We start from the raw sequence: 15,705 nt of genomic DNA on the forward strand, positions 1-15,705 counted from the left end.
TCGCATTGAGCTATAATTTTTTTGATTTGTTCGTCTTGCCGATGCGATGATTCTTTCTCCGTTACCGGCGTCATGACCAAACCGTACGGCAAAAACATCCAACTCTCAATCCTTATGCCGCAAAGAATCGAGAATCATGCTCACAAAACCTTATAGAGACTATAATTCATACCTGAGAGAACTTTTTGGCTGCCGCGTTCAAAAAATCACTCTGGATGCCGGTTTGACATGCCCCAACCGGGACGGCACTCTGAGCACCGGCGGATGCATTTACTGTAACGAACGAGGCTCGGGCACCGGAGCTTCTCAGCAATCGCAAAGTATAACGGAACAACTCAAAAAGGGAAAAGACTACTTGAAACGAAGGTACAAGGCCACAAAATTCCTTGGCTATTTTCAGTCTTTCACCAACACCTACGCACCCCTTTCCACTCTGAAATCGCTCTATGAGGAGGCATTGTCCGATCCTGATGTCGTTGGCCTGACCATCGGAACACGCCCAGACTGTGTATCCGAGGAAGTGCTGGAATATCTGGAAGGCCGGTCCAGGGAGCACTTGATCTGGCTCGAATACGGTCTTCAATCGGCCCACGACGTCACTCTCCGCCGCATCAACAGGGGCCATGACGTGGCGGCCTTTGTGGATGCCGTGCAGCACACTCGAGCTCGAAAGATTCCCATATGTGTGCATGTCATACTGGGCCTTCCGGGAGAAGATCGTGAGATGATGCTGGAGACAGCACGTTTCCTGGCGGGACAGGATATCCAGGCCCTGAAGATTCACCTTCTATATGTCGTGCGCGGAACAGTTCTGGAAGAATGGTATGTGAAGGGGGATTACAGGTGCCTTTCCCGCGAGGAATATGTGGCGGTAGCGGGTCAATTTCTGTCGCTCCTCCCACCTCGTTTCATTATACAGCGCGTCACCGGCGACCCTCACCCGGAGGAGCTGGTGGCACCTCTCTGGGCATTGGAAAAGAGTCAAAACATTCAAGCCCTGCATGCTTATATGGAGCGGCATGGACTCTACCAGGGGAAGGCTCACCGAACTTGAATCAAAGACTTTCGGATTTTGCCTTTTTCTTCACATTGACACAAACGGGTCAGTCCGTTAAATACTTCTCGGGGCAAAGGCACCACCGAAATTCGATGTCCCCTATATTCGATATCTATATAAAGGAGAATTTCATGAGAAAGTCTTACGACAGGTACTTCGATAAAGAACGAAACTGCGGCATGCGAGAAAAAGGTTTTACACTTATCGAATTGCTGATTGTAATGATCATCCTCGGGTTGCTGGCAGCTCTGGTCGCTCCTAAAATGTTCCAAAAGGTGGGCAGTTCCAAACAGAAGGCGGCAAAAGCACAAATATCCATGTTGTCGACAGCCCTCGATGCTTACCGGCTGGATGTCGGGTCCTACCCCACAACCGATGAAGGAATGGAGGCCCTCAGAAAAAACCCCAACCGGGATACCTGGGACGGGCCTTATTTATCAAAAGACGTCCCTCCGGATCCGTGGGGGCACCCGTATGTTTACCGGTTCCCAGGCGAACACGGCGATTATGATCTTTATTCTCTGGGAGCGGATGGTCAGGATGGCGGCGAAGGTGAAAATGCTGATATAGTGAGTTGGGAATAACCGGATCCTGCGGTTTGAACCGGTTTATTTTTCTACTTTCTCTTGACTTTACCGGGGAAAAATGATTTTAGGAGAGTTTTGCGGCAGATAGCTTTGTTGGTTCCCTTGTGCGAGAGTGGCGGAACTGGTAGACGCACTGGACTTAGGATCCAGCCCTGCTGGCAGGATGGGGGTTCAACTCCCCCCTCTCGCACCAGGTCAGATATGATATTTTCCGATTGCGATGACTTTCCAACAGAAAGGCAAAAGAACGTGGAAATGAACGTTTCCGTTGTCGACCTTAGTGCAAATCAAAAGAAACTTCATGTAGAAATCCCTGCCGACAAGGTTCGGAAGGAGCTCGAAGCGAAATATCGAGACTTGAGCAAACAAGTCCGAATCAAGGGTTTTCGACCGGGGAAAGTACCCCGCAGCATCCTGAAATCCTATTATGGTAAAACCGTTGAACATGAGGTTTCATCACAGTTCATTCAGGATACCTTTTCCGAGGCGTTGCGCGAAGCGGACTTACACCCTCTCGTGCAGGCGGATGTCAGTGAAACCCGTTTCGATGACAACGGTGCGTTTGTTTACGTTGCCGTCGTGGATGTCTCCCCCCCCTTCGAAGTTGAAGGGTATAAAGGGCTGGAAGTTCAAAAGTCTCCCGTAAAAATCGATGAGGATCAGGTCCAGGCCGAATTGGAACGGATCCGTGAGCAAAATGCTCAGCTTCTTCTCGTCGAGGAAGACCGGGCGATCCAGGAAGGTGACGTCGTTCTGACGGACTTTGTGCCTTCTCTGGACGGCAAGGTTTTCGAGAAGGGAAAGACCGAAGATTTTATGGTCGAAGTTGGAAAGCATGCCATTCACCCGGAATTCGACGGACACCTGATCGGACACCATGCAGGGGAGTCGGTTTCTTTTGAGCTGGACTACCCGGAGGATACCCCCACACCGGAAATTCGGGGCAAGAGGGTTCACTTCGATGTTCAGATCAAGGAAATCAAGAAGAAGGAGCTCCCCGAACTCAATGACGAGCTGGCGCGGACGGTTAAGTTCGACACGTTGGACGCTCTGAAAGAATCCATTCGCGAAAGGCTGCGAAAGCGGGAAGAAGAGAGAATTTCCGTAGAGGTTCGTCAGCAGATAACAGATCAACTTTTGAGTAAAGTCCAACTGGATCTCTCTTCCAAGGTGATCGAACGGGAAGTGGACCGGTTGATTGACCTTCTCAAAAACCAGTTCGAGAGTCAGGGTTTGAAAATAGATACCTCCAGGTTCAATACGCCTGAAATAAGAGGCGAGTACCGTCCGCAGGCAGTGAGGAACCTTTCTCAGCGTTTGATTTTCCAGCAAATTGCAAAACAGGAAAACATCGAACTGACAGACGAGGACCTGGAAGAGATCTATCGGGGGATTGCCCTTTATGCCCGAATGGATGTTGAAAAGGTCAAAGCGGAATACGCCGACAGCTCCCTGGTGGAACAGGCAAAAGAGGGCAAGATCCAGGAAAAAGTCCTGAAACTTTTAGAAGAAACAGCGGTTTACAAGGAACTCCCCGATGAGGGGGTGAATACAAACACAGATTGAGGAGTTACAAATGTCCCTTATCCCTGTCGTCATTGAACAGAGTAGTCGAGGTGAGCGAGCCTTTGATATTTATTCTCGCTTATTGAGGGACCGAATCATATTTTTGGGCACCGCCATTACGGATGAAGTCGCCAATGTGATCATCGCTCAGATGCTTTTCCTTGAATCGGAGGATCCCGACAAGGATATCCACTTCTATATCAATTCTCCGGGAGGATTGGTCACGGCAGGGCTCGCTATCTACGACACGATGCAGTACATCAAGCCCAATGTTTCCACCCTTTGCATGGGGCAAGCCGCCAGCATGGCAGCTGTTTTGATGGCTGCAGGAATGAAAGGCAAGCGATACGCCCTTCCCCATGTGCGCATCATGTTGCATCAGCCCATGGGCGGATTCCAGGGCCAGGCAACCGACGTGGACATTCAGGCGAAAGAAATCCTGCGCCTGCGGGAAGAGCTGAACCAGATCCTGGTTCGGCACACCGGCAAGGAACTGGAACAGATCCAGCGAGACACCGAAAGAGACTTTTTCATGTCCGGTTTACAGGCCAAAGAATACGGCATGGTGGACGAAGTCATCACGTCGAGAGGAGTCGGTGAAACCGCAACCCGGGGCGCATGACGGAATCTTTTGAAGGTATGAGGGTCCAACCCCTCTCATGAGGGGTTGGACCAGATTACTTCAGACTATCCAAAACCTGCTTCCGGAGCCCTCGGAATTCCCCCTTCACTTTCTCCTCGTTTTTTCCTCTCATCAGGAGACCCATTGAGGCTTTGGTAGCTGGAAACCCGCTCGAACTGTCACTCTTTCCCCACGAACTTGGATATTCCCCTTCCCGTGTCTTCACCAAAATCCTCTGCACGAATTTTGGGATTCCCTGCATCGCCGAACAACCTTTCTTTTGTAAATACGGGTACTCATGCTTATTTTTTGTTCCGGCGTGTGTGCTCTTTACAGACGAAAGATATTGACCTTTCTTTATTCTCAAGGTAGGGGTGTAAGGCTATGAAAGCTATGTAAAAAGAGAATTAAAAGTGGCTAAAAAAAATCGGCATGGTTATAATATTTTTAAATTGCGAGGGAAAAGGAATTAAGGACCTTACATCTTGCATGATATGCAGCACCCCAACGTTATGGTTGTGGTGTCATCCATAATATGGAAATATGCAACATGGCCAAGGAGGACTTGAATGGCTAGAAAGCGCGAAGAACGAGGTGGGGAGTTGAGATGCTCCTTTTGTGGCAAGAGTCAGGACGAAGTGAAAAAATTGATCGCGGGTCCTACGGTGTACATCTGCGATGAATGTGTCGAACTTTGCAATGACATCATTGCCGAGGAATATGAACGGGAGGAATCGGCCCGCGCCACTCAGATACCAAAACCTGCCGAAATTAAATCCATTCTGGATCAGTACGTGATTGGGCAGGAGCGAGCGAAAAAAGTTCTCTCTGTTGCCGTCCACAACCATTACAAACGCATCGAACTGAAGCTCGATAAAAATGATGTGGAGCTGCAGAAGAGCAATATTCTCATGATCGGTCCCACCGGTTCAGGGAAAACCCTCCTCGCTCAGACCCTTGCCCGCATTCTCAATGTACCCTTTACGATAGCGGATGCAACGACGCTTACGGAAGCGGGTTATGTGGGGGAAGATGTTGAAAACATTTTGGTCAGCCTCATTCAGGCGGCCGACTATGATATTGAGAAGGCATCGAGAGGAATCGTCTACATCGATGAGATCGACAAGATAGCCAAAAAGTCGGACAGCCCTTCGATAACGCGTGATGTTTCTGGAGAAGGTGTTCAGCAGGCGCTTCTCAAAATCTTGGAAGGCACAATCGCCAATGTTCCTCCCAAGGGTGGAAGAAAGCATCCTCAGCAGGAATTCATAAAGATTGATACCACGAATATACTCTTTATCGTGGGGGGGGCTTTCAATCATCTTGAAAACATCATACAGTCCAGAGTGGGGGTCAAAGGACTCGGCTTTGGAGCTGAAATCCGCAGCAAGGAAGAAAAGAGCCTGGGAGAGGTGCTTGTCCGCGTGCAGCCGGAAGATCTCATCAGGTTCGGCATGATTCCCGAGTTCGTTGGGCGGTTGCCCGTCATCGCGACGCTCAAGGAACTCACAGAAGATGAGCTGGTAAGCATTCTGACCGAACCCAAGAATGCGTTGGTCAAGCAGTACAAGAAACTTTTCGAACTCGAGGATGTACGTCTTCGCTTTACGGATGGTGTCCTCAAGGCCATTGCCAAGGAGGCCATCAATAGAAAATCCGGAGCAAGAGGGCTTCGATCCATCATGGAGAATATCATGTTGGATATTATGTATGACCTGCCTTCACAACCAGAAATTCAGGAGTGCATCATCAATGAAGATGTCCTCCTCAAACAAGCCGAACCCTTGCTCATGTACCGGGGGCAGAGTCAAGAATCTGCTTAGAGCCTGCTCCTCTTTTGAGGGGAAGAGCCGAAGGATGCTCGACTCTCAAGCAGATGAATTTTTCAGATAGCTAATATCCTGCAAAAAGATATCCTATAAAAAGCCGATGTATCCACATCGGCTTTTTATAAGGTACAACCGCTGAATATTTTATGGAAGTGTTGGATTATTTTGAATTGAGGGACGCACTGGGTAGAACCGGCATATGTTTTCAACGGGAGAGATTACCGAATCATGTTTAAGCTAACCAGAAATAAGGACGACCAACAAAATAATGCCCACACCTTTGCTCTCCCACTATTGCCTTTGAGAGACATCGTGGTTTTTCCAGCCATGGTGGTTCCTTTGTTTGTGGGACGTGACAAATCGGTAAATGCTTTAGAAAAAGCGATGAGTATGGACAAGAAGATCTTCCTGTCCGCTCAAACAAAAGCAAAAATGGATGATCCCCAGGAATCGGACATTCACCGGGTGGGCACGGTTGCCAACATCCTGCAAATTTTGCGACTTCCGGATGGAACGGTCAAGGTTCTGGTGGAAGGCGAGTTTCGTTCGAAAATCATCAATTTTCTTCCCAACAACGAATACTTTCACGTTCACCTGGAGGAGCTTGAAGAGCCCCCGCAGAATCCATTGGAAGTGGAGGCCTTACGGCGCAACCTGCGTTCAGCTTTTGAAAGCTATAGTAAGCACAATAAGAAAATCACTCAAGAAGTGTTGGATGCCGTAGCCGCAGTCGACGAACCTTCTCGCCTGGTCGATACCATCGCAGCCTACATGCCTTTGAAGCTGGAAGTCAAGCAGGCCCTTTTGGAAACCCTGGATGTTTCTTTGAGAATGGAAAGATTGTTCGGACACATTCGGGCCGAAATCGAAATCATCCAGACGGAAGAACGCATCAAGGGCCGGGTCAAAAAGCAAATGGAAAAGACCCAGCGCGAATATTATCTCAATGAGCAGATGCGCGCCATTCAGAAAGAAATGGGCGAGAAGGATGACTTCAAGTCCGAGTTGGAAGATCTTGAAAAACGCATCAAACGGAAAAAACTCACCAAGGAGGCGGGAACAAAGGTACGGGCGGAGTTCAAGAAACTCAAGCTCATGTCTCCCATGAGCGCCGAAGCAACCGTGGTGAGAAATTACATCGATTGGATCCTTTCTCTTCCCTGGTTTGAGAAGACCAGGGACAAGATCGACATCGATGAAGCGGCACGAATCCTCAATGAGGATCATTACGCTCTTGAAAAACCGAAAGAACGGATTTTAGAGTACCTGGCAGTCCAGGCGCTTGTAAAAAAAATCAAGGGCCCCATTCTCTGTTTCGTAGGCCCTCCCGGAGTCGGAAAGACATCCCTCGCCCGCTCCATCGCCCGGTCCATGAACCGAAACTTCATTCGGCTTTCCCTGGGCGGAGTGCGGGATGAGGCGGAAATTCGAGGTCACCGAAGAACCTACATCGGTGCGATGCCTGGAAAGATCATTCAAAGCCTCAAAAAGGTAAAAAGCAACAATCCGGTATTTTGTCTTGATGAAATCGATAAGATGAGTGCAGACTTTCGAGGAGACCCTTCAGCCGCACTCCTGGAAGTGTTGGATCCCGAGCAGAATTTTTCTTTCAATGATCATTATCTGGACCTGGACTACGATCTGTCGGAAATTTTCTTCATTACCACGGCCAACACATTGCATTCCATCCCCGCCCCTCTCAGGGATCGCATGGAAATCATACAGATCGAAGGCTACACCGAACTGGACAAAATGAATATTGCAAAGCAGTTTCTGGTTCAGAAGCAATGTAAAGCCAATGGTCTAAATCCGGAAAACGTGGAATTTCCCGATGAGATTCTGCTCTACATCATCCGCCACTATACAAAGGAATCGGGGGTGCGAAATCTGGAACGGGAGATTGCCTCCGTATGCCGTAAGGTAGCCAAGGAAGTCGTTCGCAGCGGAAAAGCGACTCGAGTGGAATTGACGGAAGAAATCGTTCAGGAATACCTTGGGGTGCCGAAATTCCGCTACGGGCGTGCGGAAGAAAAAGACGAGATCGGTCTGGCTATGGGATTGGCCTGGACGGAATTTGGCGGCGATATTTTGGGAATTGAAACCATTGCCGTGCCGGGTAAGGGCAAAATCACCATTACGGGTAAACTCGGTGAGGTCATGCAGGAGTCCGCGCAGGCGGCGCTCAGCTACGTGCGCTCCCGCGCCACGCGCCTGGGAATTGCGCCGGACTTTTACCAGAATCTGGACATCCATGTGCATGTTCCCGAAGGAGCAATTCCCAAGGACGGTCCATCGGCAGGCATCACAATGGCAACGTCCATCGTATCGGCCTTGACCCGCATCCCGGTAAGAAGTGATTTGGCCATGACCGGGGAAATCACTCTCAGGGGGAGAGTCCTCCCCATTGGAGGCCTTAAGGAGAAGATTCTGGCTGCACATCGAGCTCTTTTGAAGACGGTCCTCGTTCCCAAAGAAAATGCAAAGGACCTCAAAGAGATTCCCGCCAGGATTCTCGAGGAAATTCATGTCGAACTCGTGGAACACACAGACGACGTCTTGCATAAGGCCCTGGCATTGAAAGAGGGTGAAGAACTTTTTCATGAACAGGAATCAGGACAGGGTCCCGTTATTTTCGATGCCAAGAAAACGGCATCAGACGAAATTCGGGCACACTGAAAATAGTCTTTAAAAAACGCTTGACTTTCAAGGGCTGTTCCGGTAAATATTCAAACTCGTTCGGGGGGGAAACAAGTTGTTCGCCCGGGCGTTTTTTGGGGGCGAATAGCTCAGCTGGGAGAGCATCGGCCTTACAAGCCGAGGGTCACAGGTTCGAGCCCTGTTTCGCCCACCAAGAAAGTGTTCCACCATATGCGGGGTCGTAGTTAAGATGGTTATAACGCCGGCCTGTCACGCCGGAGGCCGAGGGTTCAAGTCCCTTCGACCCCGCCAGAAAATTCAAGGAGCCAACAGATCCTATTGGCTCCTTTTTTTATGTTGTACACACGTTTTCCCTTTACCCCGATTTCCGCATTTTTTGAACCCTCCAAATAGAATTCCTCTCTCCTTAAATTCTGCAAAGATATGCCTGCAATGGTTGAGCATTGCATCTTTGTCGGAGTAGCGTGACGTCCCTCGCCGTAACCATTTTTCGATCACGGCGAGATCCCGCTCCGACATGATGATCAAATGTCTTAATTTTTCATGCATAAAAGAACATCGATCGACAATCCGAATAAAGATGTAGTCAAAGGCCTTCACTATATGTAGGACATAAACTACATTTAATAAAAATCCCCCTGTTTTTCAGAGCGATTCCACCTCAGCAAAGTTCGGGTCAACAATAATTCAACTCACTGACATTAAATGATTTATTCTCTTTGTTCGCATTTTTGGCCAATGCAATGGCATGAATTGTGTAAATTCAAGAGCGGTTTCGAATGTAATTGTATTAAATACTTAGAAGCCTGACAAAGGCAAACCACTCGAAAGGGTGGGACGCAAAACCACCGGCCTATGACCTTTTATTATTAGAGGTTGCCAGGTAGCGGGGTTTCCAGGCGGACCAGTACCTCCCCCGGTGCTGAATGCCGCATCGCATGTTGACCTAAAATGGAGGTACTCGAGTGTTTCATTCCAAAATTTCACGTTTTTTCTGCTATATTGATAAGATATTGATTTTGCCATTGGCATTCCTTTCCTTTCTTTGCTTCTTCAACAACTCGGCGCATGCCGCTCAAGTGAGTCTGGCATGGGATCCAAACACTGAAAGCAACCTGGCCGGCTACAAAATCTACTACGGCACTTCCAGCAGGAGCTATGGCGATCCGATATGCGTCATAAATCAAACAACCTGTACCATCGAGAACCTGACAGAAGGTCAAACTTACTATTTTGCGGCAACGGCATATGATACTTTGGGCAATGAAAGTGCTTACTCGGAGGAACTCGTTTACACGGTTCCCGTCTCTGTTTTTTCCAACACCCCGCCCACCGCATCAATCGATACTGTGACCACGACCTCAGATGCACCGGTTACCATCGATGTGCTTTCAAACGATAGAGATGCCGACGGAGATGCTTTGAGCATAAAATCGGTCAGTGTAGCTTCCCACGGAACCACCAAAATCAGTGGCAATAGCGTGATCTACACCCCTGCCGCAAACTACTCCGGCACTGATTCTTTCACCTATATCGTCATGGATACACATGAAGCTACAGCGACTGGTTCCGTAAGCATCAATGTAGTTGCCGTGAATCAACCTCCCACGGCGATTGATAAGAATTTCAATACAGATCAGGATAAACCTTTCAGCGGCACACTGAGCGCAAGTGATCCCGACGGAGATGCTCTGACTTACAAAATTGTGACCGGAGGCTCCAAGGGAACTGTGACCTTGACCAACGCTCAAACGGGAACCTTTACCTACAGCCCCTTTGAAGGCGCTACGGGTATGGACCAGTTTACCTTCAAAGCAAATGATGGAAGCCTGGATTCCAACGAAGCGAAGGCGACCATTTCCATCACGGCATCTTCTGGTAAAATAACAATAGAGACAGGAGACGTAAGTATTGACAACAACTGGACGTACGTATCCTTCAGGAAAGTCTTCTCTGATCCGGTGGTTGTCGCAAAACCCGCTGGCTACAACGACACAGATCCATGCGTAGAGAGAATCCGAAATGTGGGGCCATCCGGTTTTGAAATCCGAATCGCGGAATGGGATTATCAGGACGGGTCGCATGCAAAGGAAACGGTGAGTTATCTGGCAATGGAAAAGGGCAGCTACGTTCTTCCCGATGGTACACTTTGTGAAGCTGGAAGGTTTAATACAGGCAATACCACTTCATTTGGAAGGTTTGGTTTTCGTCAAACATTCCAGATGGAGCCGGTAATCATCACTTCGATTACGACCGAAAATGGAAAAAACACCGTAACGGGGAGAATGCAAAGTATAAAAACGACAGGCTTTGGCTTCAAACTGCAGGAGCAGGAATCGAACACCAAATCCCATGCTCTCGAGACTGTTTCCTATATAGCCTGGGAACCTTCGGCCGGGTCTCTGGGCGCTCTGCATTTTGCTGTAAGCCGCACCGATAAAGTTATGAATTCCGATTGGAACTCTGTGGTCTATGGACAAAGCTTTGAGGGACCACCCGCTCTGCTGGCGGACATGCAGACCACAAACGGCGGCGACACGGCTGGATTGCGTTACTCATCCAAAAATTGCATACAGTCGGAACTCAAAGTCGAAGAAGAGCAGTCCAAAGACTCAGAAACCTGGCATACCACGGAAACAGTGGGCATTATGGCTTTCGAGGAAAACCCATCCAAGCAAAGAGAGGTTGTCTTCGCCGTTAATTCCGGGGGCTCAGAGTATGTAGATGCAACAGGTATCACCTACCAAGCCGACAGGCTTTTCTCCAATGGAGGAACATACGTTTCCACCGCATCCATAGGAGGAACCCCCGATGATCCCCTCTACCAAAGCGAGCGCTACGGCGATTTCGCTTACGCAATCCCGGTTACCAATGGAAATTATCTCATAACGCTCAAGTTTGCAGAAATCTATTGGGATACTGCCGACCAACGCAGTTTCGATGTCCAAATCGAGGGCGCCGAAGCCGTTACAAACCTCGATTTGTTCTCTAAAGTGGGGAAATTCACACCCTACGATATGGTCTTCCCCGTAAGCGTTCGAGACGGGACTCTTGATATCCGTTTCAGAACCGATAAGGACAACGCAAAAATCAGTGCAATTCTTGTTCAGACAAATTAGGCATCATACAAAATATGCTCGCAATGGTTGGTAAAGTTTTCAACCGTTCACTGGATAAAAAATTTCTGCCCCCGAGGAACCTTCATTTCCTCGGGGGCGGTCGTTTTGCGCGATGGCTCTTCTGGATTTCCTCTGAACCAAACAGTTGATGCAGCCGGCAAACGTCCTTTTGATGAGTATCAAATCATTCTGCGATCAAAATGACCATCGACCGGGCCTGCAAAGGATAGATACCCTGCTCTTTCATTATTTTTTCCTTTCCCACTGTTCGTATGTCGTGGGGATAGGATTTGGAGGTGTCGACAAAGCGATGCCAAAAACGGCCGGGAGGCGGAGACGGCAACGTGAAAACTTTCGCCGTTTCTTCAGCGTTGAAGAGGATACACAAGGCCTGCTTCGATTCGTCCGCTTCACCTTTCATGGGGTTGACCATACACCCTAAAGTACGCCCATCGCCTTCCCACTCGGGCACTTTTCCATCCGGACCAAACCAAACGATATCGTCAGCCGTGTAAAATTTTTCTGCGGCCAGCACCTTGTGCCTTTTACGAAAATGAATCATCTCCCGTGTAAACCTGAAAATTTGACGATTTCGCGACAACAGAGTCCAGTCAAACCAGGAGACCTCGTTGTCCTGGCAATAAGCATTGTTGTTTCCTTTCTGAGTCCTTCGAAATTCGTCTCCTCCCAAAATCATGGGGACTCCGCGGGAAATGAAAAGCGTTGCCAGCATATTCTTGATCTGGCGGATGCGAAGACTTTCAATGGCAGGATCGGTCGTTTCGCCTTCGACGCCGTAATTGTCACTGAAATTCTCGTCCTCCCCATCCAGGTTCTCTTCACCATTTGCCTCGTTGTGCTTCAGCTTGTAACTCACCAAATCGTTCAGAGTAAACCCGTCGTGGCAGGTGATAAAATTGATGCTGTTCAAGGGATGCTTTCCGGTACGCTGATACAAATCGGCACTGCCGCATATGCGACTAGCCAGTGCGCCGATCATTCCGGGATCACCTCGCCAGAACCTGCGCACATCGTCCCGATAATGTCCGTTCCATTCAGACCAACGCTGCCCGGGGAAAGAGCCTACCTGATAAGCCCCTCCGGCATCCCATGCTTCGGCAATGAGCTTCACATCCCGAAGAAGAGGATCTTCGGCGATCCTCTCGAGAATCGGCGGGTTGGGCAATATGTCCCCATTGAGGTCCCGGCCCAGTACCGTGGCCAGGTCGAAGCGGAAGCCATCCACATGCATCTCTATGACCCAATGCCGCAGGCAATCCAAAATATAGCCTCTCACAACCGGATGGTTACAGTTGAGAGAATTTCCACAGCCTGAATAATTCCTGTAGAGCCGACGGTTACTTCTCAACATGTAGTAGATGCTGTTTTCCATTCCCCGAAAGTTCAGAGTGGGCCCCCTTTCATCCCCCTCTGCCGTGTGGTTCAGCACAATGTCCAAAATGACTTCTATGCCGGCCCGGTGCAATTCCCTCACCATCGTCTTGAATTCCGTGACCTGGCATCCCAGTTCTCTGCCGCTGGAATAACTTTCCTTGGGAGCAAAAAAGGAGACCGTATTGTAACCCCAAAAATTGCGCAACCGCTCTCCCGTAATGGGGTTCAGCCGATCCAGTTCATTCTCGTTGAATTCTTGAACCGGCATCAGTTCGATGGCGGTAATGCCCAGTTTCTTGAAATAGGGAATCTTTTCGACTATGCCGAGGAAAGTGCCGGGATTCTTGGCGGCCGAAGAGGGATGTATGGTAAGGCCTCGAACATGGGTTTCGTAAAGGATAGTATCGGACCAGGAATGCTTCAGGGGACGATCTCCCTGCCAGTCAAAACGGGTGTCCGCCAAAAGACACTTGGCCATATGCCTGGCATTGTTTTCCGTCGAACAAAAGATATCCAGCTCAGCCGCATAGAGTTGAGCCCCTATGGCAAGCTTGAAATCCCAGTTCCGTGTCCCTACCAGAGCGTGGGCATAGGGGTCCAGGAGCAACTTGTGCCGGTTGAAGCGATGCCCTTCTTCCGGCTGATACGGCCCATCGACACGGAAAGCGTAAATCTGGCCGTTGCCGATTCCTCTGATCCACACATGCCAGATGTCTCCGGTCCGATGCCCTTTCGGATCCAGCTCAATAGAAGCAAACGCTTTTTCATCTTCGGGAGCGTCAAAGAGCTCGAGCCACACTTTCTGGGCATGACGGCTGAAAACGGCGAAGTTGATTCCCCCCTCCACCTCCGAGGCTCCAAACGGAAGCGGTTTGCCAATGCCCACGGCAAAGTCCGCAGGCAATTCTTTCCCTGCACCGGTGAGTTTATGATATTCATGGCAGGCATGAGAAAACCCTCTTGGGCCACCATCTTCTTTCTTACCTTTTGAAACTTTTTTGGCATTGGAAAATTTTCCAGGACCCATTGCACCCCCATATTCCTTGAAGCAGACTTCCAATCAATGCCTTTTTCTCAACCTGTTGGTATTTTTGAATCACAATACCCGAAACGGTTCCCTTTTGCCACCAACCTTACATTTCAAAGAGTGCGACACTTCAAAGAAAGATTTGATCCCAAAAGGCAGACGCGATATCTTGCCTGCACGGGGAGCTTTTATTGCCACAGGTCGTCACCCCAACGATAGCCTCCCCGAATTTTACCCGAATCGTGATAAGAAGTACCCAGGGAATTGCCATACCGGAATCGAGGCCTGATAACGCAATGAATGAAACCAGAGATAGCCTTGCAAACCCTTACCTGAAACAACGGATCATTGCCATCACCCTTTCCTTTGTGGTGGGAATATTGTTGATGGTTGCCAAGTTCTATGTCTACTGGCTGACTCAGTCTTCGGCAATTCTTTCGGACGCGCTGGAATCCATTATCAATGTTGTGGCAAGCGCTTTCGCGTTGGGAAGCATCCTCTTTGCTGCAAGGCCACCGGATCCAACCCACCCCTATGGACATGGAAAGATAGAGTTCTTTTCCGCAGGTTTTGAAGGAGCTCTTATTGTCTTTGCTGCATTCGGCATTGTGCGGGCCGCGTGGCCCCAGATTTTGCATCCCCATCCTCTGCCCCACCTTGAGGATGGGCTCTGGATTCTGCTCGTCGCCAGTGCAGTCAATTTCATCTTGGGCTTTGGCCTGATCCGCACGGGCAAACACACGCATTCCCTCGCTCTGCAGGCAGACGGAAAGCATGTCTTGACGGACGTATACACTTCGGCAGGGGTTCTGGTAGGGCTTGTGCTGGTGCATCAGACGGGGTGGTACTGGCTGGACGGCGCCATAGCCTGTATGGTTGCCATCAATATCCTCATCATAGGGACCAGACTGATGCATGAATCCTTCAAAGGACTCATGCACACCTCCGACCCAGTATTGCTGGAGGAGATCTCAAACCTTATTGCAAAACACCGGAGAGACATATGGATCGACATACATCACCTCCGGGCATGGCGGGCAGGAGACCGGATCTACATGGATTTCCACCTGATCCTTCCACGGGATCTCACGCTGGAAAGGGCCCACCATGAGGTTGAAGATCTGCAGGCCATTTTACGGGACTATTTCAAGGGCAGGGCCGAGGCGCTCATTCATATCGAACCCTGCATTGCCCTTGAATGCCCCATCTGCGGATACGACCCCTGCAATTTAAGAAAACACCCGGTAAGCCATCAGACGTTGTGGAACAGGGAGGCGGTTACCGTTCCCCTTGAAGACGCACAGCGCCCTAACGATGTGGCAAGCAGAGTTCAGATGGGGAGCTCACAAGAAAAGAAAGAGGACACTGAAGCAGAGAATTCTTGACCTTTAAAAGGAGACGCGTATGACTAGCCAGGCAAATCTGGAGCCGGGGATGAAGGGAACGTCATCAGGAATGGTGGATGCACACAATACAGCCATTGCCATGGGGAGCGGAGAGGTAGAGGTTTTCGCGACTCCGGCCGTTGTAGCTCTCATGGAGGCGGCCGCCGTACAATGCCTCAAGGGCCGTCTGGCCGCTGGAGAGACTTCGGTGGGGGTTCGAATGGAACTGTCTCATATTGCCGCCACTCCTGTGGGAATGCAGGTGCGGGCGGAAGCCTCACTGGAAAAAATAGACGGACGTCGATTGTTTTTCCGAGTGACCGCTTATGATGAAGTAGAAAAAATCGGCGAAGGAGAGCATGAGAGGTTCATTGTCCAGAAAGACCGTTTTTTCTCCAGGGTCCTCGGGAAAAAAGAAACCTCCAAATAGAAAACCAGGGAAAGACAAAGGACGGATCAC

10 protein-coding genes, 3 tRNA genes and 1 riboswitch are annotated in these 15,705 nt (G+C 49.6%); of the genes, 12 read left to right on the top strand and 1 reads right to left on the bottom strand.

Translation table 11 applies throughout. The annotated features are described in order from the left end of the window. The first annotated feature begins 136 nt into the window (after nt 1-136). The 10 genes from mnmL to QMG16_RS10045 all read left to right on the top strand — a co-directional run bounded on the left by mnmL (nt 137) and on the right by QMG16_RS10045 (nt 11,438). A complete protein-coding gene (mnmL, locus tag QMG16_RS10000; protein WP_281793932.1) occupies nt 137-1,054 on the top strand; it encodes a tRNA modification radical SAM protein MnmL/YtqA in 918 nt (305 codons plus the stop codon). 134 nt (nt 1,055-1,188) lie between these two features. Beyond that, the gene (gene gspG, locus QMG16_RS10005) at nt 1,189-1,641 is read left to right on the top strand and encodes a type II secretion system major pseudopilin GspG (RefSeq protein WP_281793934.1); all 453 of its coding nucleotides are present in this window, start codon (nt 1,189-1,191) and stop codon (nt 1,639-1,641) included. A gap of 109 nt (nt 1,642-1,750) precedes the next feature. Further along, nucleotides 1,751-1,837, top strand: a tRNA-Leu gene (locus QMG16_RS10010). A 62-nt stretch (nt 1,838-1,899) separates the two neighbouring features. Further along, nucleotides 1,900-3,210, top strand: coding sequence for a trigger factor (tig, locus tag QMG16_RS10015; RefSeq protein WP_281793935.1), 1,311 nt, complete (start codon nt 1,900-1,902; stop codon nt 3,208-3,210). Nucleotides 3,211-3,220: 10 nt separating this feature from the next. Next, complete coding sequence (gene clpP / locus QMG16_RS10020; RefSeq protein WP_281793937.1) at nt 3,221-3,832, top strand: ATP-dependent Clp endopeptidase proteolytic subunit ClpP; 612 nt, start codon at nt 3,221-3,223, stop codon at nt 3,830-3,832. A gap of 569 nt (nt 3,833-4,401) precedes the next feature. Next, a complete protein-coding gene (gene clpX, locus QMG16_RS10025; protein WP_281793938.1) occupies nt 4,402-5,655 on the top strand; it encodes an ATP-dependent Clp protease ATP-binding subunit ClpX in 1,254 nt (417 codons plus the stop codon). Nucleotides 5,656-5,889: 234 nt separating this feature from the next. After that, nucleotides 5,890-8,337 (top strand): endopeptidase La, encoded by a 2,448-nt coding sequence (gene lon / locus QMG16_RS10030; protein WP_281793940.1) that lies wholly within the window; start codon nt 5,890-5,892, stop codon nt 8,335-8,337. 99 nt (nt 8,338-8,436) lie between these two features. Next, nucleotides 8,437-8,512 (top strand) — tRNA-Val (locus tag QMG16_RS10035). A gap of 21 nt (nt 8,513-8,533) precedes the next feature. Continuing rightward, nucleotides 8,534-8,610 (top strand) — tRNA-Asp (locus QMG16_RS10040). A gap of 513 nt (nt 8,611-9,123) precedes the next feature. Then, a riboswitch (cyclic di-GMP riboswitch) is annotated at nt 9,124-9,219 on the top strand. Between the two features lie 65 nt (nt 9,220-9,284). Next, the gene (locus tag QMG16_RS10045; protein ID WP_281793942.1) at nt 9,285-11,438 is read left to right on the top strand and encodes an Ig-like domain-containing protein; all 2,154 of its coding nucleotides are present in this window, start codon (nt 9,285-9,287) and stop codon (nt 11,436-11,438) included. A gap of 184 nt (nt 11,439-11,622) precedes the next feature. On the opposite strand, the gene glgX is transcribed toward QMG16_RS10045, so the two are convergent. Continuing rightward, nucleotides 11,623-13,860 (bottom strand): glycogen debranching protein GlgX, encoded by a 2,238-nt coding sequence (gene glgX / locus QMG16_RS10050; protein WP_281793944.1) that lies wholly within the window; start codon nt 13,858-13,860, stop codon nt 11,623-11,625. A gap of 296 nt (nt 13,861-14,156) precedes the next feature. Here glgX and QMG16_RS10055 point away from each other — a divergent pair, with 296 nt between their 5' ends. After that, nucleotides 14,157-15,245 carry a cation diffusion facilitator family transporter gene (locus QMG16_RS10055; RefSeq protein WP_281793946.1) on the top strand — a complete coding sequence of 363 codons (1,089 nt, stop codon included), beginning with the start codon at nt 14,157-14,159 and terminating at the stop codon, nt 15,243-15,245. Between the two features lie 19 nt (nt 15,246-15,264). Continuing rightward, on the top strand, nt 15,265-15,675 hold the full coding sequence (locus QMG16_RS10060) for a thioesterase family protein (protein ID WP_281793948.1): 411 nt from the start codon (nt 15,265-15,267) through the stop codon (nt 15,673-15,675). Nucleotides 15,676-15,705 lie beyond the last annotated feature (30 nt).

The sequence above is a fragment of the Desulforhabdus amnigena genome (assembly GCF_027925305.1).
In the GTDB taxonomy this organism is placed as follows: Bacteria; Desulfobacterota; Syntrophobacteria; order Syntrophobacterales; family Syntrophobacteraceae; genus Desulforhabdus; species Desulforhabdus amnigena.